Below are 21,397 nucleotides of genomic sequence, written 5' to 3'. Positions count from 1 at the left end.
CTCAGCGTTTTCGGGCCTTGATCGCATCGAGCCGCGCACAGATCTTCTCCAGCACGTCCGGATTCGACACGAAATCCTCATGATCCTTGTCCACGACGAGCACCTCGCCCCCGTAAATGTGGTCGATCCAATGGTTGTATTTGTCGTTCAGGCGTTTGAGATACAACTCGTCGATATTCATCTCATACTCCCGGCCGCGCTTGCGGATCTGCGAGATGAGCGTCGGAACGCTCGCCTTGAGGTAGATCAGCAGGTCGGGCTTGGGGATGAGCGTAGTCACCAGCCGGAAGATTTTCATGTAGGTCTCGATGTCGCGCGTGGCCATCAGCCCCATTTCATGCAGGTTGTCGGCGAAGATGTGCGCATCCTCGTAGATCGTGCGGTCCTGGAAGATCACCCCCGAACGGCAGTCGGCCAGCATGTCCATCGTCTGCTGGATGCGGCTCCCGAGGAACGAGATCTGGAGATTGAACGCCCAGCGGTTCATGTCCTCGTAGAAATCGCCGATGTAGGGGTTGTCGCACTCTTCGAGATAACACTTGGCGTCGTAGCGCTTCGTGAGAATCTGGGTCAGCGTGGTTTTCCCGCTCCCGATGTTTCCGGCTATGGCTATGTACATAGTAGTATAGGTATTTGTTTATCTCTCCGTTCCCGCCGGCTCCGCCCGGAAAGCCGCCAGGTCGTCAGCTACACGGCGGTCGTTCACGAGCCGCGGCACCTTGTTCTTGCCCCGCGCACGCATCCACGCGAGGAACGTCCCGCGCTCCGCCACCGTCAGACGCTGGCGTTCGAGCGTGGTCCGGCGCTTGGCGTCGTAGTCCGAATTGACGGCCCGCAGCTCCTCGTCCAGCACCCCGGCGAAACGTTCGAGGCTGTCAGGCTCACGTTCGAACTCCACGATCCACTCGTGGGCTCCGCGTTCGCGCAGCGACATGTAGCACGGCGCGACGCTGTATTCGCTCACCGCGGCCCCGGTCCTGCGGCAGGCCGCCAGCAGGGCGCGCTCGGCGTTATCGACGATCAGCTCCTCGCCGAAGACGTTGATATACTGCCGCGTGCGGCCCGCGAAACGGATGCGGTAGGGATTCGTCGAGGTGAACTCCACCGTATCGCCGATCTCGTAGCGCCACAGTCCGTTGTTCGACGTGATGAGCACGGCGTAGACCTTCCCGCACTCCACGCCCTCCAGCGGCACGATCTGCGTCCCGCTGCGGAACTCGAAGAAGGTGCCGTAGTCGAGCATCAGCAGCATGTCGCTGCGCGCAGGATCGTCGGCCATAGCGAAAAAACCCTCCGAGGCGTTGTAGGTTTCCATGTATTTCATCCGCTCCGAGGGGATCAGCTCCTCGAACGACGCCCGGTAGGGCGCGAACTCCACGCCCCCGTGGGCGAACATCTCCAGATCGGGCCACACCTCCAGCAGATTCCGTTTGCCGGTGTATTCCAGCACGCGGCGCATCATCGCCAGATTCCACGACGGCACGCCTGCAAAGGCCGTGATCCGTTCGCCGACGCATTCGCGGCAGATCGCCTCGACTTTCTCGTCGAAATCCGGAATGATCGCCGTCTCGGTCCGCGGAGCCCGGAACCAGCCGCTCCAAAACGTCGTCTCGTGGATCAGCAGCGCCGAGAGGTCCCCCACCAGGTTGCGCCCCTCGCGGCTGCACGAGCCGCCCAGCGTCAGGGTCTTGCCCTCGAAAACCCGCGACTTCGGATAGTTGGCCGAAAAGACCGTCGCCACGTCGCGCATGCCCAGCGTATGATTCCACCACAACGACTCCATCGTCACGGGGATATATTTGCTCCGGTCCGAGGTGGTGCCCGACGAACGGGCGAACAACGACACCCGGCCCGGGTAGGCGACGCTCCGCACCCCCTCCATCATCCGTTCGACGTAGGGTTTGAAGGTCTCGTAGTCGAAGGTCTCGACCTGCGACTGGAACTGCTCCACCGAGCGGATATGCCGCAGGTCGTAGCGGTCGCCGAACTCCGTCAGCCGCCCCCGGCGCAACAGCCGGCGGAACATACGTTCCTGCGTTTCGACGGGCCGACGGCGGAACCGGTCGATCGACCGTTCGCGCTGCGAAAACCACGCCCTGAGAATTACACTGCGGAAAGACATTTCGCTACGCAATTAAGAATTAAAAATGAAAAATTAAGAATTGAAAATTTGCCTGCGACTGCATTGGCCATTTTTAATTCTTAATTTCTAATTAAAGTAATATCCCACTTTCCCCACGGCACCCGGCATGGCGAAGACCACCACCCGGTCGTAGGGGTTTATTTCCATGTTGTCCACCGCGATGAAGACCTTGTCGCCGCGGACGATGCCGCCGATGATCGTATCCTCGGGCAGCCCGAGGTCCTTGATCCGGGACTTCGTGGCCGGGGAGTTGGGCTTCACGATGAACTCCAGCACCTCGGCGTCGCTGCCCGTCAGGCACTTGATGGCCTGCACGTCGGTTGACATCGTGAAGCGGAAGATGTTCGACGCCGTCACCAGTTTCTTGTTGATGATCGTGTCGATGCCGATCGACTCGGCGAGGTTGATGTAGTTCATGTTCTCGACCTCCGCGATGACCTTCTTGACCCCCATACGCTTGGCGAGCATCGCCGCCAGGATGTTGGTCTCGCTGCGGCCCGTGACGGCCACGAAGGCGTCCATATTGGCGAGCCCCTCCTCCATCATGGCCTCCGTATTGCGCCCATCCTCGTTGATAATCAGCGTCTTGTCGAGCATCTCGGCCAGCCGGTAGGCTTTGTCGGCATTATAGTCCACCAATTTGATGTTCACCTCGTCCTGCAACTCCGTGGCGATGCGGATGCCGATGCGCGAACCGCCGAGGATCATCATGTTCTTGATCTCGATGTTGGACTTTCCCGAGAACTCCATCACCTCCCGAACGGCGTCCTGCCGGGCGATGACATAGACCGTGTCGCCCTCCATGAACTGCTCGCCCTCGCGGGGGATGATCGTCTGTCCGCCGCGCGTGATGGCCACCGTACGGTAACTCAGCGGCGTTTCGTCGGCGAAGCCCGTGAGCACCTGCCCCACCAGCGGCGAGGCCGGTTCGAGGCGGAAAACCACCAGCGAGAGCTTGCCGCTCGAAAAATCGACGTATTCCGTGGTCGAAGTGTGTCCCAGCAGGTTGATGACCTCGCGGGCCGCGACCTTCTCGGGATAGAACAGGTAGTCGATGCCCATGTCGATGAACATCTCCTTGTTGTTGGGTTCGAGGTATTCGTTGTTGTCGATGCGGGCGATGGATTTCTTGGCCCCGAGCTTCTTGGCCAGCATCGCCGCCACGACATTGGCGTTCTCCTCGTGGTTGACGGCGATGAACAGGTCGCATTTGCGCACCGAAGCCTTGCGCAGCACGGCGAAGATCGTCGAATCGCCCTCGACCGTAATCACGTCGGCCAGGCTGCTCACTTCGGAAAGCAACTTCTGATCGCCGTCGATGACGGTGATGTCGTGGCCGTTTCCGCTGAGCATCCGCGCCAGGTGGCTGCCCATCTCGCCCGCACCCGCTATCACGATTTTCATAGATACAACATTATTGGGTTGCGCTCCATACGCCCGGTCCCGAACGTACGGGCAACATTTTTGCAATTTATCTTACAAATGTATACATTTGTCCCGGAAACCCCAAATTTCGGGCACTAAAAAACAGAATCCCATGCCAACCTGGTTAATCGTCATACTGTGTGCCGTCGCGGCCGTCGGGCTGTTCGTCGTCGGCATGTCGCTGACCCTGATGATCAAGGGCCACCACATCGACTCCGAAATATCGACCAACAAGAACATGCAGCGGCTGGGCATCAAATGCGCCGTGCACGAAACCCGCGAGGCGGACGGCAGCGCAGACTGCGCCGACGGGCAGCCCGCGGGCTGTTCGGGCAACTGCGGAGCGTGCGACATCGAGTCCCACGAGGCGGGGAAATAGCGCCTCGCGCGGAAACAGGAGAGGAGCCCCGCCCGGGCTCCTCGTTTTTCACAGCTTGCAGAATTTCGACCGGCAGACGAACCACGGGTTGCGGAGGTCCGGTTCGTTGTAGAGCAGCTCCCCGCCGCCGGGCAGCGTGCGCGTGCTTCCGCCGGCTTCGGCGAGAATCAGCTCCCCGGCCGCGGTGTCCCATTCGTAGGTGTGCGTCGTGCGGACGTAGTAATCGACCCGTCCCTCGGCCAGCAGGCAGAATTTGTAGGAACTCCCCTGCTCCACGATCTCCAGATCGGGGTGCGTTTCGCGCAGGCGTGCGATGTGCTCGTGAGTCTCGGGGGTCTGGTGCGACCGCGACACGGCCACGACCGGATGTCCGTGGTTCATCTCGGATGCGAGCGGCAGAGGCGTCCAGTCCTGCACGATCTCGTCGTAGGTGAAGGCCGCTGCCGCGTCGGGCGCGACGTGTTCTTTGAGGAAGGCGCCCCCGCCGCGCCCCGCCACGTACATCTTTTCGAAATAGGGAACATAAATAACCGCCCCCATGCAGACGTTGTTCTCCATCAGGGCGATGTTCACCGTGAATTCGTTGTTGCCCTTGATGAATTCGACCGTGCCGTCCAGCGGATCGACCAGCCAGTAAAGCTCCCAGTTGCGGCGCTCTTCGTAGCGCATCTCCCGGCCCTCCTCCGAAAGGACCGGAATGCGCGTGGTGCCGAGGTATTCGCGGATGGTCTTGTGAGCCACGCGGTCGGCCACCGTGATCGGGGTTTTATCTTCCTTGAGGCTTATATCGTAATCGTCGAGGTTCTTGTATACGTTCATTATCGAAGCTCCGGCTCGGACCGCTGCGTTGAACAGAGGCGGCAGCAGATACATTCTCACCTTGTCGTTAATCATCGAAACTCTTATTTTGGGGTCGGATACTTTTATTGCCATGGTAAAGGTAACAAGAATTTATGATATGGTGAAATATTTCGGGTCCTTAATAGTAACGGAAAATACGCCGTATTGGTATGAAACGCCGGAGTCCGGACCAAGCCTCTCCGGAGACGGCCCGCGAGACGCATGCGGCGGCAGCCCACACCAGCGCGGCGGTCACGACGGCGGCCGCAGCCGTCCACCGTCCTGCGGCGACCGACAGGCCGAACGCTGCGGCCAGCAGCAGCGCCGGCAGGAAAAGCCACCTCCGGGGCAGGCTCCGTCGGGCTTCGGACGGCGCCAGCAGCGGTTCCCAAAGAATCCGCCGCCGGCTGCGGGGAATCCCCCGCAGAGGCCGCATTCCGAAGCCGCCCGCGGCGACCAGCGCCTCGCGGCTCAGGAGCGCGGCGGGTTCGCCCAGATGCGAGCGCACGAGGTCGAGCGATCCGGGCGGTTCGGAGCCCAGTTCCGCGACGAGGCGTTCGACGGTCCCGGGAAGCAGGCATTGCCCCCTGCCGACGGGAAGCAGGTAATCGTAGGTGGCCACGGCGGCGGCCGCGTCGAGATCGCCCGCAGCACCGTCGAACACGCGATCGACGAGCACCAGCCGCCGGAAGCACCGCTTGCGCGAACGCCCCAGCGCCCGCACCCCCGTAACCTCCAGCTCCCCCGCGAAGGTCCACTCGACGCGGATCATGCGGTAGCGGGCGACCAGCGCCCCGAACTCCGCGGCCTGACGCCGGGAGTCGAGCACGACGACCACTTCGTAGCGGGAGTATTCGGACGAAAGCAGGTTTTCGAGCTGCGCAGGGTCGGTCACGCCGCTGCAAAGGACCGAGATGCCGATGCCGTCGGGAGCGTCGCTGTACGCGGTGCGCGCAGCGGCGACCAGCAGACGCCGGTCCCGCGCCCGCAGGACGGCCAGCAGCAATGCACAGGCGCACCCCGCCGCGACGACGAAAAACAGAAGCAGAAAAAGTTTCATGCCAGGGAACGTTTATAGGATTGCACGAGCGATTCGCAGTAGTTGCGTTCACGGGCGTCGAAAAGCCGGCGGAGAAGTCCCGGAGAGTACCCTTCGGCAGCCATGTAGCGCATCAGGGCCTTGCGTTCGGCGGGGCTCATGGCGGTCAGGCGGCGGCCGACGCGGCGGCGCGTCAGCGGACGCCGCAGGGTGCAGAGCGTATAGAGCGCCTCGCGTCCCAGCTCCGGCGCGTCGTCCCCGGCGACGATCCGCAGCAACTGCCGCTCGGCCTCCTCGATGCCGAACTGCCGCACGATGCCCAGCCCCACGATCCGCAGGTTGCGGCAGGGCGACTCCACGAGCGGTCCGTAGGCGATCGGCAGCATACCGCGCCGCAGCAGGATCAGAATCTCCCCCACCTCGCAGGCCGAAAAGGGCGCGGGATATTCGGCCATCAGCCGCAGGGCCGTCGAAGGGTCGGCCGACAGCTGCACCATCAACGCCTGGAAGCGGACCCAGCGGTTGCGGCTCCGAACGTAACGCGCCGCCCGGGCCGCCACGGCTTCGTCGAGCGGCAGACGGGCCAGCAGCATCAGCCCGCGGGCCCGGCGGCATCCGGAGGCGAGACGGATGCGGCCCAGCAGCCAGCGGTCGAGGCCGTATGCCGCGACGACGCGCCGCAGAGGCGCGGCATCGAGTCCGCAGGTCACGCCCGTCAGTCCGGCGACGGTCTCGGCCAGCAGGCGCTGCGCCCCGGCACGGCGGATCATCGGGAAGCGCGGCACGGGACCCGCGCCCGAAAGCAGGTAAAGCATCAGAATGCGCAGGTATCTGCTTCTCAGCACGGTATCGCGGCCGCTCCGGCGGCGGGAGCGAAGCTCCGAGATGCACAATGCCGCGAGCAATGCGGCCGTAGCGAGTGCCGCAAGCGCCGTATAGGCGATCAGAAGTCGTTCGGTCATAACTGGCGGTCCAATTCGTTGGCGACCTTCGTCCGCAGCCGCTGCAAGCTCACGGGAAAGGTCAGATACTGATCGACGCCGCATTCCAGCAGGCTCAGCACCGACTGCTCGGCCTGCTGCCACGCCACGACGTAGACCAACGGCCTCCGCAGTCCCGGAGGACGCAGGAGGCGGACCACGTCGCAGCCCGAAAAGAAAAGCGACGTACCCACGACGATCACCAGGTCGAAAAGCATGCGCCGCGACAGACGTTCCATCGCGGCCACCCCCGACACACAGCGCACGTCGGTCCGCATGTCGGCCAGCGACAGGCGGATCACATCGCTCAGAAACTCCTCTTCGGATACGATCAATATTCGGTGCATGGGCGTCATGCCGGCTTTGCCGGCCGGGAATGGCACGCCCAAAATCGTGCCAGAACGCCGTGCGGACAAAAAAAATTGCCGGACGTGTTGTTTATAAGATAAATATGCGTATATTTGCACTCCGAATTTATGTTCAAATACATAACCGAATTCAATGTACGTTATAGTAGAGATTGCAGGTCAGCAATTTAAGGCTGAGAAAGGTCGGAAACTTTATGTCCACCGTCTTCCGGGCGAGGAAAATTCGTCCGTAAGTTTCGACAAGGTCCTGCTCACAGACAACGACGGTCAGGTCAAAGTCGGCGCACCTGTAGTGAAAGGCGCCGCAGTGAAGTGCAAGATCCTGAAGCATCTGAAAGATGACAAGGTTCTGGTGTTCAAGAAAAAACGTCGCACGGGATACCAGAAGTGCAACGGCCATCGCCAGTACCTCACCCAGATTCTCGTCGAGGAAATCGTTGCATAAACCTTTATAAACTGAATCAACATGGCACACAAGAAAGGTGTAGGTAGTTCGAAGAACGGCCGTGAGTCGGAAAGCAAGCGACTCGGCATCAAACTGTTCGGCGGTCAGTTCGCAAAGGCGGGCAACATTATCGTTCGTCAGCGCGGAACGGTACACAATGCCGGCGAAAACGTAGGCATGGGCAAGGACCACACGCTCTTCGCTCTCGTAGACGGAACCGTGGAGTTCTGCAAAAAAGGCGAAGGCAAATCGTATGTAAGCGTATCTCCGCTGAGCGAATAAGCACAGCGTCAAGAGCATAAGGAAACGGCCTCCCGAAATCGGGAGGCCGTTTCCTTTTCGGGGCTGTTAGGCAAAACCAAAACCCGCCTCCGGAATGACCGGAGGCGAGTTCATTCGCCGGACGAATCCGGACGGTTACTTCTTGGCCGGGGCGGGCACGGCGCGGAACTCGGCGACGACCTTCTTGTCGTCGTAGAATTTCAGCTCCGAACCTTCGATCGCATAGCTGTCCACTTCGTCGAGCATCTTCACGAAAGCATCTTCGTACTGCATGTCGGGGCAGGCCATCCGGGTCATGCCCAGATTTCCGAACGACAACTTCTGTCCTTTCAGCTCGTATTTGCCGAAGAAACGGTTGCAGTTGGTGCGTCCGGCCACCATCGTATCGGCAGCGTTGAATTCCAGGGTGAAGAAATCGGCCTCGGCGGCGACGGCCTTCGCGGGAATGGCCTCCATCCTGGCGAGTTTCCATTGGGTACCCTCCAACGGCAGGGCTTTCTGCTGCGAGCCGCCGCAGGCGGTCATCGTTCCGAGCAGCACGGCGGCTGCGAAAATCTTTTTCATCATATCGTTATAAGTTATTCTCCGTTCCGAGCAATTTATACGCCAAACGCGTTTCAGCAGTAAAGATAGCAATTTTCCGGCCGGCGTCCAAATCATCGGTCCGAACGGCACAAAAAACGGCCCGGAAAATCCGGACCGTTACCGTATCGGCAGGCGGCCGATCAGATACGCTTCAGGGGAAGAGCTATCTCCAGTTCCGTCGTGTTATCGAGAACCTTATTGACGATATCTCCGAGTTTGACGCCCATGAACGCGGCATCGTCACCGAGCAGCGAGAACACCATATCGAGCACCCCGCGGAAAGAGAGGATCATCGCACGATCGACATAGAGTTTGGTCACGCCGTCCTTGACGCTGTATTTCAAAGGAATTCCGTAATAAGCGTCCGTCGAGACGATATCGAGCTTATAGGTTTTGATCATCTCGTCAACGATCGACAGCACGTCAAGTTCGGCAGACACTCCTTTCAGGAAATCCTTGCTGATCGTGAAATAGAAGCGGGAATTCTTCGTGTAATAGCCCAGCGCCCCTTCGGGAAGCAGTTCGGCAGTAGCGGCACCGGGGAAAGTTTTCAGTTCGGTCCCGAAAGTGGGGTCCATCAGCGAGCTGATGATATCCGGCTCCCCGCTTCCGTCCGTTTTGATGACCAGATCGTAGTAATTCGCGCCGAACGAACCGTCGTTGCCGAGGTCCAACTGATCCAAACCGCCTTTGACGATGGCAGATGCCATACTCTGAATCAAACCGCAAATCGTATTCATCGGCATAACGAAGGAACCGGCAGGCATCCCCATCGACTCCGACATGTCGATGCCAGGGATATTCTCCGGATCGGACCACGTCGGGAGCAGGATGAAATAAAAATCCGAAGGATCATCGACCACATCGGGAATGGTCATCGTGACGGGAGTCGGTTTGTAGCTGCCGATCAGTTCGGATTTGAACGGTTCGGGACCGTCATTGTCGTCGTTGCATGCGGTAAAGGTAAATGCCGTCGCGGCAACGGTCAGCAGCATCGCTGCGCGTGTGAAAAGTCTTTTCATAATAAGGTGTATTAGAATTCAATTTGCCCGGCAAAAATACCTCCAAGAGATATTACGGGCAAATAAATTCAATCGGGGGGGGGAAAGACATCACGAACCGGAGTGTTTTCATCACGAACCTTTTCGCCGGAATCCGAAAACCGGCTGCGGAGCCGAAAAAAAGCCGCGGCATTGCTGCCGCGGCTTTCGCACTTATCACTCAACGGAGGTCTCAGAACTCCATCTTCGAAAGACGCACATAACCGTTGTAGCGCCACTTGGCGTTCTCCTCGGCAGCGGCGAACAACTCGTCGGCCTCGGCGGGGAATGCCTTCTGGAGCGACGTATAACGAACCTCCTTCATCAGGAATTCGCGGAACTTCGACCAGTCGGGCTCCTTCGAATCCAGCACGAACGGATTCTTGCCCTGCTCTTCGAGCATCGGGTTGTAGTGCCACAGGTGCCAGTAACCGCAGGCCACAGCCTCCTTGCCGACGGTCTGCGTGCGGGTCATGCCGCCCTTGATGCCGTGGTTGATACACGGAGCGTAGGCGATCACGAGCGACGGTCCGGGATAAGCCTCGGCCTCTTTCAGCACGTTGAACAGCTGCTGCTGCGAAGCGCCGATCGAAACCTGGGCCACATAGACATAACCGTAGGTCATGGCCATTGCGCCGAGGTCCTTCTTGCGGATGCGCTTGCCGCTCGATGCGAACTTGGCGACGGCGCCCACGGGGGTCGATTTCGACGACTGGCCGCCGGTGTTGGAGTAAACCTCGGTGTCCACGACGAGGATATTCACATCCTGACCCGAAGCCAGCACGTGATCCACACCGCCGTAACCGATGTCGTAGCCCCAGCCGTCGCCGCCGATGATCCACTGCGACTTCTTCACGAGCCACTCCTTGTGTTCGAGAATCTTCTTGCAGGCGTCGCAGCCGCAAGCCTCCATCAGAGGAATCAGACGCGCCGTAACCTCGGCCGACTTGGCCGACGAACCGCGGTTCTCGATCCACTCCTTCATCACGCCTTTCAGCTCGTCGGAGCACTTCGCACAGTTGGCAATGGCATCCTCCATCGCCAGCTGGATGCGGTCGCGGAGTTTCTCCACACCGACGTGCATGCCCAAACCGAACTCGGCGTTGTCCTCGAAGAGCGAGTTGGCCCATGCGGGACCGTGGCCCTCCGCGTTGGTGCAGTAGGGCGTCGAGGGAGCCGAACCCGAATAGATCGAGGTACATCCCGTGGCGTTGGCGACCATCATCTTGTCACCGAAGAGCTGCGAAATAGCCTTGATATAAGGGGTTTCGCCGCAGCCGGCGCAGGCGCCCGAGAACTCGAACAGCGGCTGTGCGAATTGCAGGTTCTTGACCGACTTGGTCTTGTCCACGACCTGCTTGTAACCGATATGCTTGGTGATGTAGTCCCAGTTCTTCTGCTGAGGCATCTGCTCCTCCAGCGGACGCATGACGAGCGCCTTCTCCTTGGCGGGGCAGACATCGACGCAGTTCGAGCAGCCCGTACAGTCGAGCGGCGAGATCTGGATGCGGAACTTGTACTCCTTGGTTTCGCCCAGGCCCTGCTTCCAATCCACGCCCGAAGCGGCGGCCTCCTCCTCGGTGGCGAGGAACGGACGGATCACGGCGTGGGGGCAGACATAGGCGCACTGGTTGCACTGGATACAGTTCTCGATCTTCCACTCGGGAACGTTGACGGCGATGCCGCGCTTCTCGTAGGCGGCCGTGCCGTTGTCCCACGTGCCGTCCTCACGGCCGTTGAAGGCCGAAACGGGCAGCATGTCGCCTTTCAGGCCGTTGATCGGCTCGACGATCTTGCGCACGAACTCCGGATACGAGGCGTTCGAAGCGTGTTCGAAGCCCTTGTCCTCGATCGAAGCCCACTCGGCGGGAACGTCGATCTTCACGACGGCGTTGCCGCCGGCATCGACGGCCGCATAGTTCATGTTGACGATGTCCTCGCCCTTCTTTCCGTAGGATTTGAGGATGGCCTTCTTCATCTCCTCGACAGCCTTGTCGAACGGGATGACGTTGGCGATCTTGAAGAACGCCGACTGCATGATGGTGTTCGTACGCGAACCCAGACCCAGTTCGGCGGCGATCTTCGTGGCGTTGATGATATAGAAGTTGATCTTGTTCTTGGCGAGGAAGACCTTCATGTGGTCGGGCAGCGTCGCGCAGGTGGTCTCGGCGTCGTGCACCGAGTTCAGCAGGAACGAACCGCCGGCCTTCAGGCCCTTCAGCACGTCGTACTTGTCAACGTACGAGGGAACGTGGCAGGCCACGAAGTCGGGGGTGGTCACCAGATAGGGCGACGTGATGGGCAGGTCGCCGAAACGCAGGTGCGACGAGGTGTAACCGCCCGATTTCTTCGAGTCATAGGAGAAATAAGCCTGGCAGTACTTGTCGGTCGTGCCGCCGATGATCTTGATCGAGTTCTTGTTGGCACCCACCGTACCGTCGGCGCCCAGACCGAAGAAGAGCGCCTCGAACGTGCCGGGCTTCGCCAGCGAGATCTCCTCGCCGACGGGCAGCGAACGGAACGTCACGTCGTCCACGATACCCACCGTGAACTGATTCTTGGGCTCGTTCATCTTCAGGTTCTCGAACACGGCCAGCATCTGCGCCGGGGTGGTGTCCTTCGACGAAAGTCCGTAGCGGCCGCCGATGATGAGCGGTTTCTTGTCGCACGGGCAGGTTGCGAACGCCTCGACGACATCCAGGTAGAGGGGATCGCCGTTGGCTCCCGGCTCCTTCGTGCGGTCGAGCACGCAGATGCGCTTCACGCTCTCGGGAAGCACCGCCATCAGGTATTTCACCGAGAACGGACGGTAGAGGTGTACGGTGACGACACCCACCTTCTCGCCTTTGGCTGTCAGATAATCGACCGTCTCCTTGAGGGTCTCAGTCACCGAACCCATCGCAACGACGATGTTCTCGGCATCCTCGGCACCGTAATAGACGAACGGCTTGTAGTCGCGGCCGGTGATTTTCGAAATCTCCTTCATGGTGTCGGCCACCATGTCGGGCACGGCGTCGTAGAACTTGTTCGAAGCCTCGCGCGTCTGGAAGTAGATGTCGGGGTTCTGGGCCGTACCGCGGGTCACGGGGTGCTCGGGGTTCAGGGCCCGGTTGCGGAACGCTTTCAGGGCGTCGCGGTCGAGCATGGCCGTCAGCGCGGCTTCGTCGATGAGCTCGATTTTCTGAATCTCGTGCGACGTGCGGAAGCCGTCGAAGAAGTGCAGGAACGGCACGCGCGATTTCAGCGACACGAGGTGTGCGACGCCGGCGAGGTCCATGACCTCCTGCACCGACGAGGTGGCCAGCATGGCGAATCCGGTCTGGCGCGTGGCCATCACGTCCTGATGGTCGCCGAAGATCGACAGCGACTGTGCGGCCAGCGCACGCGCCGAAACGTGGAACACGCCCGGGAGCAGCTCGCCCGAGATCTTATACATGTTGGGGACCATCAGCAGCAGGCCCTGCGAGGCCGTGAAAGTCGAAGTCAGGGCACCGCTTTGCAGCGATCCGTGCACGGCGCCGGCAGCGCCGGCCTCCGACTGCATTTCAACGACCTTGACGGTCTCGCCGAAAATATTTTTACGTCCCTGGGCAGCCCACTCGTCCACGAGTTCGGCCATCGTCGATGACGGCGTGATGGGATAGATGGCTGCGACTTCCGAGAACATATAAGCCACATGGGCCGCAGCGTAGTTACCATCACAGGTGATAAATTTCTTTTCTGCCATTTTTGTTGAAATTTTAGATGATATTTGTGTGCATTTCCTAACGATTCAGACACAGCCCGGACAAACGAGCGATGCAAAGATACGAATTTCGACCGAAAAACGATGTCGATTTTTTCACAAAAAAGTGTAAATTTTTACCTTTTCGAATGTTATTGAAATAACAATCAATCTGTTATTTAGCTAACAGAAAAGTCGCGGAAAATCACTGAGTTGACGAACGTTCTATCCGATAGCGCGTTAACCCGGAGCGCACACCGGAAACCGGAGTCCGACGCAAAATACGGACCTAAAAATAAGACTTTCGGATCAGCAGCGTTCATGTCCGGAAAAATTGTTAACTTTGTCCGCGCGATATTCCGTTATCCGCAACCGTTCTTGAATAATCGGATATAAAAGACGATTGTATTGGGGCTCCTGAAATCTGGTAAATTTTTGTAAACCCACAATGATCGTACCTAAGGGTGCGTGCTGATGCGAAGGGTTTACAGGCTTACCAGAGCCGCAGGAGCCAGACTGTCGGCAGCACTCTTCTCGTTTCTGCCGGTCATGAATGAAAAACATGCAGCGGCGGGAGCGATGGATTCTCTACATCCCAAACTTCTTCATAGTCACCGAATCCATTTTTCTGAAAACAATGAGGCGTCACTTGTGCTCCCCGCCGCTGCTTTTTGAAAAACTGCACGCAATTTGAACCTGTCCTCCGTCCGGTATTTTTATTACCTTTGGTGCCGTAACGGCACTTTTACCGGTCGGGACGTTTTGACGAACCGCACGCAACCCGGTTTTGCCCTCGTTCCCGCTTTTTTGTACTTTTGGTGTCGTAACGACACTTCATATTGCTGGTATGTCTTGCAAAACTGCACGCAATTTGAGCCTGTCCTCCGTCCGGTATTTTTATTACCTTTGCACATTATGATTCCATACACTAAAAAAATACTGCCGAACGGCCTCACCGTCGTCGTCAACCGCGACCGGGCCTCGAAACTCGCCGCCGTGAACATCCTCTACAAGGTCGGAGCGCGCAACGAAGATCCCCGGCGCACGGGATTCGCCCACCTGTTCGAACACCTCATGTTCCGCGGCACGCGCGAAATCCCCAACTTCGACCTCCCGGTGCAGATGGCCTCGGGCGACAACAACGCCTTCACGAACAACGACTATACCGATTTCTACATCACGCTCCCGAAGGACAACCTCGAAACGGCCCTCTGGCTGGAAAGCGACCGCATGGAGGGGCTCGACATCACCCCCGCGAAGCTCGAAGCCGAAAAGAAGGTGGTGATCGAAGAGTTCCGCCAACGCTACCTCAACCAGCCCTACGGCGACCAGACGATGCTGCTGCGGGCGCTGGCCTACAAAGTCCATCCCTACCGCTGGGCGGCTATCGGCCTCACGACGGACCATATCGCCGAAGCCACGCTGGAGGATGTGGAGGCTTTTTACCGCACCCACTACCGTCCGTCGAACGCCGTGCTGTCGATCTCGGCGGACATCGAGGAGGAACGGATGCTGGAACTGGCCGAAAAGTGGTTCGCACCCCTCGCCGACCGCCCGGCCGACGCCGCGCCGATCCCGCAGGAACCTGCACAGACCGAAGCGCGCCGCGAGGAGGTCGAACGCGACGTGCCGGCGCCGACCGTCACCGTGGCCTACCACATGGGCGGGCGCACGGACGCCGGATTCTACACGGCCGACCTGGTTTCGGACCTGCTGGCGGGAGGCGACTCGGGGCGGCTCTACACGCATCTGGTCAAGGAACGCCGATTGCTGTCGAGCGTCAACGCTTATGTCACGGGCGACGTGGACCCGGGGCTGTTCGTCTTCACGGGCCAGCTACTTCCGGGCGTGACGCCCGGAGAGGCCGAAGCGGCGTTCCGCGAGGAGATCGAAACCCTGCAAACCGCATCCGCGGCCGCCCGCGAGATCGAAAAGGTCAAGAACAAGTTCGAAGCCAACACGCTCTTCGGCGAACTGAACGTCATGAACAAGGCGATGAACCTCGGATTCTACGAGATGCTGGGCGACCTCGCCCTGATCAACCGCGAGGTCGGCCTCTACCGCGCCGTCGGCGACGACGACATCCGTTCGTTCAGCAGCCGCACGTTCCGGCCCGAAAACAGTTCCACACTCATTTACAACACGAAAAAATGACACAACCCCGCATAACCCCCTCGGAGGTCGAGGTCGCCGAAGCCGCAAAGACGCTGCTGCCCAACGGCGTCGCCCTCTACACGCTCGCTTCGGAGGAGTTCGAAGTGCTGCGCATCTCGTTCGTCTTTCGGGCCGGATCGGCCCTCCAGCAGGTGCCCTTCTCGGCATCGGCGGCGGCCAATCTGCTCGCCGAAGGCACGCGCAACATGACGGCCCGCGAGATCGCCGAACAACTCGACTACTACGGCTCGTGGTACGATGTCAACATCGACCGCGACTACGCCTATATCAATTTCGCCACCCTCTCGAAATTCTTCGACCGGACGCTCGCCGTGGCGGAAGAGATTCTGCTCCGCCCCGTGTTCCCCGAAGAGGAGCTGCGCACCTACGCCGCCAAACGCAAACAACGGCTGGCGATCGACCGCACGAAAGTCGATGTCGAGGCCCGCGAAGCCTTCGCCCGGGCGCTGTTCGGGGCGCACCACCCCTACGGCATCTCGTCGGACGAACGCGAATACGACAACCTCACGCGCGAAGCCGTGGCCGATTTCCACCGGAGGTTCTACACCGCCGAAAACTGTTTCGTCGTATGCAGCGGCCGCATCGGGGAGCACGAATTGCAGGCCGTCGGGGCCCTCGCGGCGCAGCTCCCCCACGGGGAGGCCGAAACGGCGATCCGGTTCCCGGCGCCCGAGACCACGCACACGGCGTTCGTCGAGCATCCCGGAGCGGTGCAGTCGTCGCTGCGGCTGGGACGCCTGCTGTTCCCGCGCCAGCATCCCGATTTCGTGGGCATGCAGGTCGTGGCGACGGCACTGGGCGGATACTTCGGGTCGCGGCTGATGCAGAACCTGCGCGAAGAGCACGGATACACCTACGGCGTGGTGTCCGCGATGGTCAATTTCGAGCGCGAGGGCTATTTCGCCGTGGCGGCGCAGGTCGGAACCGGCGTCACGCAGGAGGCTTTGCAGGAGATCTGCAAGGAGATCGAACGCCTCCGCACGGAGCCGATGCCCGAAGAGGAGCTGGCGTTGGTGAAGAACATGATGACGGGCGAGATGATGCGCATTCTCGACGGACCGTTCGGCATCGCCGACGTGACGATCGAGAACATCCTCTGCGGCACGGACAACACGGTGATCGGCGAAAACATCCGCCGCATCCGGCAAATGACGCCCGCCGACGTACAACGGCTGGCCCGGAAATATCTGGCGAAAGAGGATTTGGTGACGGTTATTGCCGGTGCGCGGCAACCCAATTCGTAAGTTCCACGAAATCGGCCACCGAGAGCTGCTCGGCGCGCCGGGTGAAGAAGGGATGTTCGGCACCGCCGAAGTCGCCGAACACGGATTTCAGCGAGTTGCGGATCATCTTGCGCCGCTGGCCGAAGGAGGCTTTCACCACCTTGACGAACAGCGGCTCGTCGCACCCCAGGCGCTCCGTGGCGTTGCGGCGCAGGCGGATGACGGCGCTCTTGACCTTCGGGGGCGGATTGAAAACCGTCTCGTTGACGGTGAAGAGATATTCGATGTCGTACCACGCCTGCAAGAGCACCGAGAGGATGCCGTACTCCTTCGATCCGGGAGGCTCGGCCAGCCGCACGGCGACCTCTTTCTGAATCATGCCGACGCATTCGGGCACGAGGTCGCGGTTTTCCAGCACCTTGAAAAAAATCTGGGACGAGATGTTGTAAGGGAAATTGCCGATGATCCGCAGCCCTTCGGGAAAGCGTTCGCGGAGGTCCATCCGCAGGAAATCGCCCTCGATCAGCCGCGGCGAGAACTCCGGGTAGTGTGCGTGGAGGTAGGCGACGCTCTCCGAGTCGATCTCGGCTCCCCACGTCACTATATCGCCGCGGCGCAGCAGAAACTGCGTCAGCACGCCCATGCCGCACCCCACTTCCAGCACCGGGCACGGCGCAGAGGAGGTGCCGCCCGAAAGCGAGTCGCAGATCTTGCGCGCAATGTTCAGGTCGGTGAGAAAATGCTGTCCCAGCGCCTTTTTAGCCCTTACTTCTGTCATAATTCCTTTCAAACAGGATACAAAGGTAGCAAAAAACCGGACGGGACAAAACCGAATCGCACAGAGTCCGGCAAAACTTTCCGACAGTCAAAGGCGTCATTGCGGCACCGGAAGCACGAACCGTCGCCGCCGTCATCGCCATACGCCCCCGAAAATCCGTCCTGCGGAGTGCCTCAGCGTCTCCTGCGGCGGCTGCGCTTCTTTTCGAGGCGCTCCTGCTCGCGCCGGGCACGGGCCGCACGCCGCTGCGTCAGGCGGAACGTATAGAGCAATCCCACGAATCCCACGCCCAACAGCGTGATCCAAAACCACACGGCAATGCCGCGCTCCATGAATTCGAGGGCATAGATGATGCCCGCGACAGCCAGCACCATCGCCACCAGGCGCACGAGCTGCATAAGATTGTTCTTCATATCAATCCTCGTTTTGAGCATGTCTGTTTTTCCGGTGCCGGAGCGCTCCGAGGGTCATCAGGGCCGAGGCGACGGCCAACAGCAGCGGAACATACCAGATGTCCCGGCCGCCGGCGACGGCCACACGCCACGACGCGGTGACCGCAGCGACGAAGAAAACAGCGGCCATAATCGCCTGAAAACGGTCTATCGCACGCATCCGGCTACGGAATCTGATGCCGGTTCACCTCGTCGAGATGGCGGCACCTTTTCTTTTTCATTTCGTTGTAAACCATTCCGATTCCGGCCGCGACGAACAGCACGCCCACGACCAGATCGAACACATTCACGCAGTTGGAGCGCGTCACGCGCCAATAGACATTGGCTCCGAGCCACCCCAGCGCGCAAATCAGAAAAATCACGGCTAAAGTAAAAGTTTTCTTGTTCATAGGCGTCTAAATATAGGTTGTATGCTGTCCGATCAGTTTCCCTGTTCGCACATGAACTTGATGCGCACGAGGCGAATCTCCTCCTCGGTATAGTCCGCCCCCAGCTCCTCGATGGCCGCGTCGAGCGAATCGCTCTCGGCGTCCTCCTTGAAATAGAGGTAAATATCCTCGATCTTGTCCTCGTCCATGAACCCCTTCAGGTAATAGGAGATGTCGAGTTTCGTACCCGAATTGACGATACCTTCGATCTCGGTGAGCAGTTCGTCGAAATCGAGGTCCTTGGCCCGTGCGATGTCCTCGAAATCCATCTTGCGGTCGATCGACTGGATGATGAAGATCTTGTTGCCCGACTTGCTGGCCACGCCCTTGACGACCATGTCCTGCGGACGGATGATCTCCTTCTCCTCGACGTAGGCTTTGATGAGTTTGACGAACTCCTCGCCGAACTTGCGGGCCTTGCCCACGCCCACGCCCGTGATGTTCTGCATCTCCTCGATGGTGATCGGGTACTGCACGGCCATGTCTTCCAGCGACGGGTCCTGGAAGATGACGAACGGCGGCAGCCCGTGCTGCTTGGCCACCTTCTTCCGCAGGTCCTTGAGCATCGAGAACAGCTCCTCGTCGGCGGCTCCGCCCTTGCCCATCGGGGTTACGGACTCGGCCTCCTTCTCCTCCTCGTCGTAATCGTGGTCGAGGGTCACGGTCACCGGGAACGGCAGGGCGATATACCCCTCGCCTTTCTTGTTGATCGAAATGAGGCCGTAATTCTCGATGTTCTTGTCCACGAGCCCCAGAATCAGCGCCTGCCGCAGCACCGCGCCCCAGAAGCGGGCGTCGTGGTCGGCGCCGGCCCCGAACCATTTCGACTTGTTGTGGCCGTAGCTCTTGATCAGCGCCGTGGTCTTGCCCACCAGCACGTTGACGAGATAATCGGCCTTGAACTTGTCGCCGATGTCGCGCAGGGCTTCGAGGGCCATTTTGAGCGCCGCACGGGCGTCGATCTTCGGCTTCGGGTCGCGGCAGTTGTCGCAGTTGCCGCAATTGTCCTCGGTGTAGTCCTCGCCGAAATAGTGCAGCAGCGTCTTGCGGCGGCACATCGAACTCTCGGCATAGGAGACCGTCTCCAGCAGCAGCAGTTTGCCGATCTCCTGCTCGGCGATGGGCTTGCCCTGCATGAACTTTTCGAGTTTCTGAATATCCTTGTAGCTGTAAAAGGTCAGACAATGACCCTCGCCGCCGTCACGGCCGGCGCGGCCCGTCTCCTGATAATACCCCTCCAGCGACTTGGGGATGTCGTAATGGATGACGTAGCGCACGTCGGGCTTGTCGATGCCCATGCCGAAGGCGATCGTGGCGACGATCACCTCGACGCGCTCCATCAGGAAATCGTCCTGATTGGCGGCGCGCGTCGCGGCGTCCATCCCGGCGTGGTAGGCCCGCGCGCGGATGCCGTTGGCCACCAGCAGTTCGGTGAGCTCCTCGACCTTCTTGCGGCTCAGGCAGTAGATGATGCCGCTCTTGCCCTCGTTCTGCTTGATGAAGCGGATGATGTCGTGATCGACGTTGCGCTTGGGACGGATCTCGTAGTAGAGGTTCGGACGGTTGAACGACGACTTGAAGACCGAAGCGTCGGACATCCCGAGGTTCTTCTGGATGTCCATCTGCACCTTGGGCGTGGCCGTGGCCGTGAGAGCGATCAGCGGCGCCGTGCCGATCTCGTTGATGATCGGTCGGATGCGGCGGTACTCGGGGCGGAAATCGTGGCCCCACTCCGAGATGCAGTGCGCCTCGTCGATGGCGTAGAACGACACCTTTATTTTATGCAGGAACGCCACGTTGTCCTCCTTGGTGAGCGACTCGGGGGCGAAATAGAGCAGTTTGGTCTTCCCGGCGAGCACGTCGGCGCGGACCTGCGCCACGGCGGTCTTGTTGAGCGACGAATTGAGGAAATGCGCGATCCCCGACTCGGCCGAAAAGGTCCTCATCGCATCGACCTGGTTCTTCATCAGGGCGATCAGCGGCGAGATGACGATGGCGACCCCGTCCATCAGAAGCGCCGGCAACTGGTAGCACAACGACTTGCCGCCGCCCGTGGGCATCAGCACGAAGGTATCCTTGCCTTCCAGCACGTTGCGGATCACCGCTTCCTGGTTCCCCTTGAACGACGAAAAGCCGAAATACTCTTTCAGCTTGTCATGCAACAGGGATGAATCGAATTGTTTCATTTCGCCGTTTGTCTGCTTTAATCTTTTATAAATCGGAAAATTCAATGTAAAGATAAAAAACTTTTCGGAAAAAAGCATAACTTTGTAAAAAATTTTATCGCCGATACGCAATGCGTCTTTACACCAGTGAACTCGTAAAAAAATACAAGGCCCGCACGGTCGTGGACCACGTGTCAATCGATGTCAACCAGGGCGAGATCGTCGGACTGCTGGGCCCCAACGGAGCCGGCAAGACCACTACGTTCTACATGATCGTCGGACTCATCAAGCCCAACGAAGGACGCATCTTCCTCGAAAGCGACGAAGGAGAGGCCACCGAGCTGACCGATTTCCCGGTCTACCGCCGCGCCCAGTTAGGCGTGGGCTATCTGGCCCAGGAGGCGTCGGTGTTCCGCCGCCTCTCGGTCGAGGACAACATCCGCGCGGTGCTGGAGATGACCTCCTATTCGAAGGAGTACCAGGCCGAACGGGTCGAGGCGCTGATCGAGGAGTTCCGCCTGCAAAAGGTGCGCAAGAGCCTCGGCATCCAGCTCTCGGGCGGCGAGCGGCGGCGCACGGAGATCGCGCGCGCGGTGGCCATCAACCCGGCCTTCATCCTTTTGGACGAACCGTTCGCCGGCGTGGACCCGATCGCCGTGGAGGACATCCAGTCGATCGTGGCGACGCTCAAACACAAGAACATCGGCGTGATCATCACCGACCACAACGTCGATGAAACGCTGGCCATCACCGACCGCACCTACCTGCTCTACGAGGGCAAGATTCTGAAAACCGGTACGGCCGAGGAGCTGGCCGCCGACCCGATGGTCCGCAAGGTCTACCTCGGGCAGCATTTCGAGCTCAAGAAGAGCCACCAGCTCACCCAGGAGATGAAAAACCGCAAAGGACAGGAGACGAAGGAGTAA

21 protein-coding genes are annotated in these 21,397 nt (G+C 59.8%); 6 read left to right on the top strand and 15 right to left on the bottom strand.

Annotated elements, in window-relative coordinates:
* Nucleotide 1: 1 nt before the first annotated feature.
* From NQ519_RS11295 to trkA, 3 genes are all read right to left on the bottom strand, one after another.
* On the bottom strand, nucleotides 2–619 hold the full coding sequence (locus NQ519_RS11295; RefSeq protein WP_019151053.1) for a deoxynucleoside kinase: 618 nt from the start codon (nucleotides 617–619) through the stop codon (nucleotides 2–4).
* Between the two features lie 18 nt (nucleotides 620–637).
* A complete protein-coding gene (locus NQ519_RS11290) occupies nucleotides 638–2,122 on the bottom strand; it encodes a GH3 auxin-responsive promoter family protein (RefSeq protein ID WP_019151054.1) in 1,485 nt (494 codons plus the stop codon).
* A gap of 87 nt (nucleotides 2,123–2,209) precedes the next feature.
* Nucleotides 2,210–3,547 carry a Trk system potassium transporter TrkA gene (gene trkA / locus NQ519_RS11285; protein WP_019151055.1) on the bottom strand — a complete coding sequence of 446 codons (1,338 nt, stop codon included), beginning with the start codon at nucleotides 3,545–3,547 and terminating at the stop codon, nucleotides 2,210–2,212.
* A 133-nt stretch (nucleotides 3,548–3,680) separates the two neighbouring features.
* Here trkA and NQ519_RS11280 point away from each other — a divergent pair, with 133 nt between their 5' ends.
* On the top strand, nucleotides 3,681–3,947 hold the full coding sequence (locus tag NQ519_RS11280) for a hypothetical protein (protein WP_026076593.1): 267 nt from the start codon (nucleotides 3,681–3,683) through the stop codon (nucleotides 3,945–3,947).
* A 48-nt stretch (nucleotides 3,948–3,995) separates the two neighbouring features.
* On the opposite strand, the gene NQ519_RS11275 is transcribed toward NQ519_RS11280, so the two are convergent.
* The 4 genes from NQ519_RS11275 to NQ519_RS11260 form a co-directional block, all read right to left on the bottom strand.
* Nucleotides 3,996–4,841: a 3'(2'),5'-bisphosphate nucleotidase CysQ family protein gene (locus tag NQ519_RS11275; protein WP_026076594.1), complete on the bottom strand. Its 846-nt coding sequence runs from the start codon at nucleotides 4,839–4,841 to the stop codon at nucleotides 3,996–3,998.
* A gap of 85 nt (nucleotides 4,842–4,926) precedes the next feature.
* Nucleotides 4,927–5,847 (bottom strand): hypothetical protein, encoded by a 921-nt coding sequence (locus NQ519_RS11270; protein ID WP_019151058.1) that lies wholly within the window; start codon nucleotides 5,845–5,847, stop codon nucleotides 4,927–4,929.
* Nucleotides 5,844–6,788, bottom strand: a complete 945-nt coding sequence (locus NQ519_RS11265) for a hypothetical protein (RefSeq protein ID WP_019151059.1) — start codon at nucleotides 6,786–6,788, stop codon at nucleotides 5,844–5,846. Before NQ519_RS11265 ends, NQ519_RS11270 begins: the two co-directional genes overlap by 4 nt.
* Complete coding sequence (locus NQ519_RS11260) at nucleotides 6,785–7,153, bottom strand: response regulator (RefSeq protein ID WP_026076595.1); 369 nt, start codon at nucleotides 7,151–7,153, stop codon at nucleotides 6,785–6,787. The genes NQ519_RS11265 and NQ519_RS11260 overlap by 4 nt, the downstream gene beginning before the upstream one ends.
* A gap of 154 nt (nucleotides 7,154–7,307) precedes the next feature.
* Between NQ519_RS11260 and rplU the strand changes: the two genes are divergently transcribed.
* Together rplU and rpmA are read left to right on the top strand one after the other, a co-directional pair.
* Nucleotides 7,308–7,619: a 50S ribosomal protein L21 gene (gene rplU, locus NQ519_RS11255; protein ID WP_019151061.1), complete on the top strand. Its 312-nt coding sequence runs from the start codon at nucleotides 7,308–7,310 to the stop codon at nucleotides 7,617–7,619.
* Nucleotides 7,620–7,640: 21 nt separating this feature from the next.
* Nucleotides 7,641–7,901, top strand: coding sequence for a 50S ribosomal protein L27 (gene rpmA, locus NQ519_RS11250; RefSeq protein ID WP_015546708.1), 261 nt, complete (start codon nucleotides 7,641–7,643; stop codon nucleotides 7,899–7,901).
* Nucleotides 7,902–8,036: 135 nt separating this feature from the next.
* Here rpmA and NQ519_RS11245 read toward each other — a convergent pair whose 3' ends face one another.
* The 3 genes from NQ519_RS11245 to nifJ all read right to left on the bottom strand — a co-directional run bounded on the left by NQ519_RS11245 (nucleotide 8,037) and on the right by nifJ (nucleotide 13,253).
* Nucleotides 8,037–8,468: an META domain-containing protein gene (locus NQ519_RS11245; protein ID WP_019151062.1), complete on the bottom strand. Its 432-nt coding sequence runs from the start codon at nucleotides 8,466–8,468 to the stop codon at nucleotides 8,037–8,039.
* A 158-nt stretch (nucleotides 8,469–8,626) separates the two neighbouring features.
* On the bottom strand, nucleotides 8,627–9,508 hold the full coding sequence (locus tag NQ519_RS11240; RefSeq protein ID WP_019151063.1) for a hypothetical protein: 882 nt from the start codon (nucleotides 9,506–9,508) through the stop codon (nucleotides 8,627–8,629).
* A gap of 211 nt (nucleotides 9,509–9,719) precedes the next feature.
* Entirely contained in the window at nucleotides 9,720–13,253 is a 3,534-nt protein-coding gene (gene nifJ / locus NQ519_RS11235) for a pyruvate:ferredoxin (flavodoxin) oxidoreductase (RefSeq protein WP_026076596.1), read from the bottom strand.
* A 912-nt stretch (nucleotides 13,254–14,165) separates the two neighbouring features.
* Between nifJ and NQ519_RS11230 the strand changes: the two genes are divergently transcribed.
* Together NQ519_RS11230 and NQ519_RS11225 are read left to right on the top strand one after the other, a co-directional pair.
* Complete coding sequence (locus tag NQ519_RS11230) at nucleotides 14,166–15,404, top strand: M16 family metallopeptidase (protein ID WP_019151065.1); 1,239 nt, start codon at nucleotides 14,166–14,168, stop codon at nucleotides 15,402–15,404.
* Complete coding sequence (locus NQ519_RS11225; protein WP_019151066.1) at nucleotides 15,401–16,669, top strand: M16 family metallopeptidase; 1,269 nt, start codon at nucleotides 15,401–15,403, stop codon at nucleotides 16,667–16,669. Before NQ519_RS11230 ends, NQ519_RS11225 begins: the two co-directional genes overlap by 4 nt.
* Here the strand turns inward: NQ519_RS11225 and rsmA are convergent.
* The 5 genes from rsmA to recQ all read right to left on the bottom strand — a co-directional run bounded on the left by rsmA (nucleotide 16,638) and on the right by recQ (nucleotide 20,492).
* Entirely contained in the window at nucleotides 16,638–17,426 is a 789-nt protein-coding gene (gene rsmA, locus NQ519_RS11220) for a 16S rRNA (adenine(1518)-N(6)/adenine(1519)-N(6))-dimethyltransferase RsmA (protein WP_019151067.1), read from the bottom strand. The two genes, NQ519_RS11225 and rsmA, sit on opposite strands and share 32 nt — an antisense overlap.
* Nucleotides 17,427–17,599: 173 nt before the next feature.
* Nucleotides 17,600–17,839: a hypothetical protein gene (locus tag NQ519_RS11215; protein WP_019151068.1), complete on the bottom strand. Its 240-nt coding sequence runs from the start codon at nucleotides 17,837–17,839 to the stop codon at nucleotides 17,600–17,602.
* Nucleotide 17,840: 1 nt separating this feature from the next.
* Nucleotides 17,841–18,008, bottom strand: coding sequence for a hypothetical protein (locus NQ519_RS11210; RefSeq protein WP_019151069.1), 168 nt, complete (start codon nucleotides 18,006–18,008; stop codon nucleotides 17,841–17,843).
* Nucleotides 18,009–18,042: 34 nt separating this feature from the next.
* Entirely contained in the window at nucleotides 18,043–18,240 is a 198-nt protein-coding gene (locus NQ519_RS11205; protein ID WP_227901118.1) for a hypothetical protein, read from the bottom strand.
* A 59-nt stretch (nucleotides 18,241–18,299) separates the two neighbouring features.
* Entirely contained in the window at nucleotides 18,300–20,492 is a 2,193-nt protein-coding gene (recQ, locus tag NQ519_RS11200; RefSeq protein ID WP_026076597.1) for a DNA helicase RecQ, read from the bottom strand.
* Nucleotides 20,493–20,602: 110 nt separating this feature from the next.
* Here recQ and lptB point away from each other — a divergent pair, with 110 nt between their 5' ends.
* Complete coding sequence (lptB, locus tag NQ519_RS11195) at nucleotides 20,603–21,397, top strand: LPS export ABC transporter ATP-binding protein (protein WP_019151072.1); 795 nt, start codon at nucleotides 20,603–20,605, stop codon at nucleotides 21,395–21,397.

Source organism: Alistipes senegalensis JC50 (assembly GCF_025145645.1).
GTDB classification, from domain to species: Bacteria; Bacteroidota; Bacteroidia; order Bacteroidales; family Rikenellaceae; genus Alistipes; species Alistipes senegalensis.
This window is presented reverse-complemented; position numbering and strand designations above follow the sequence as displayed.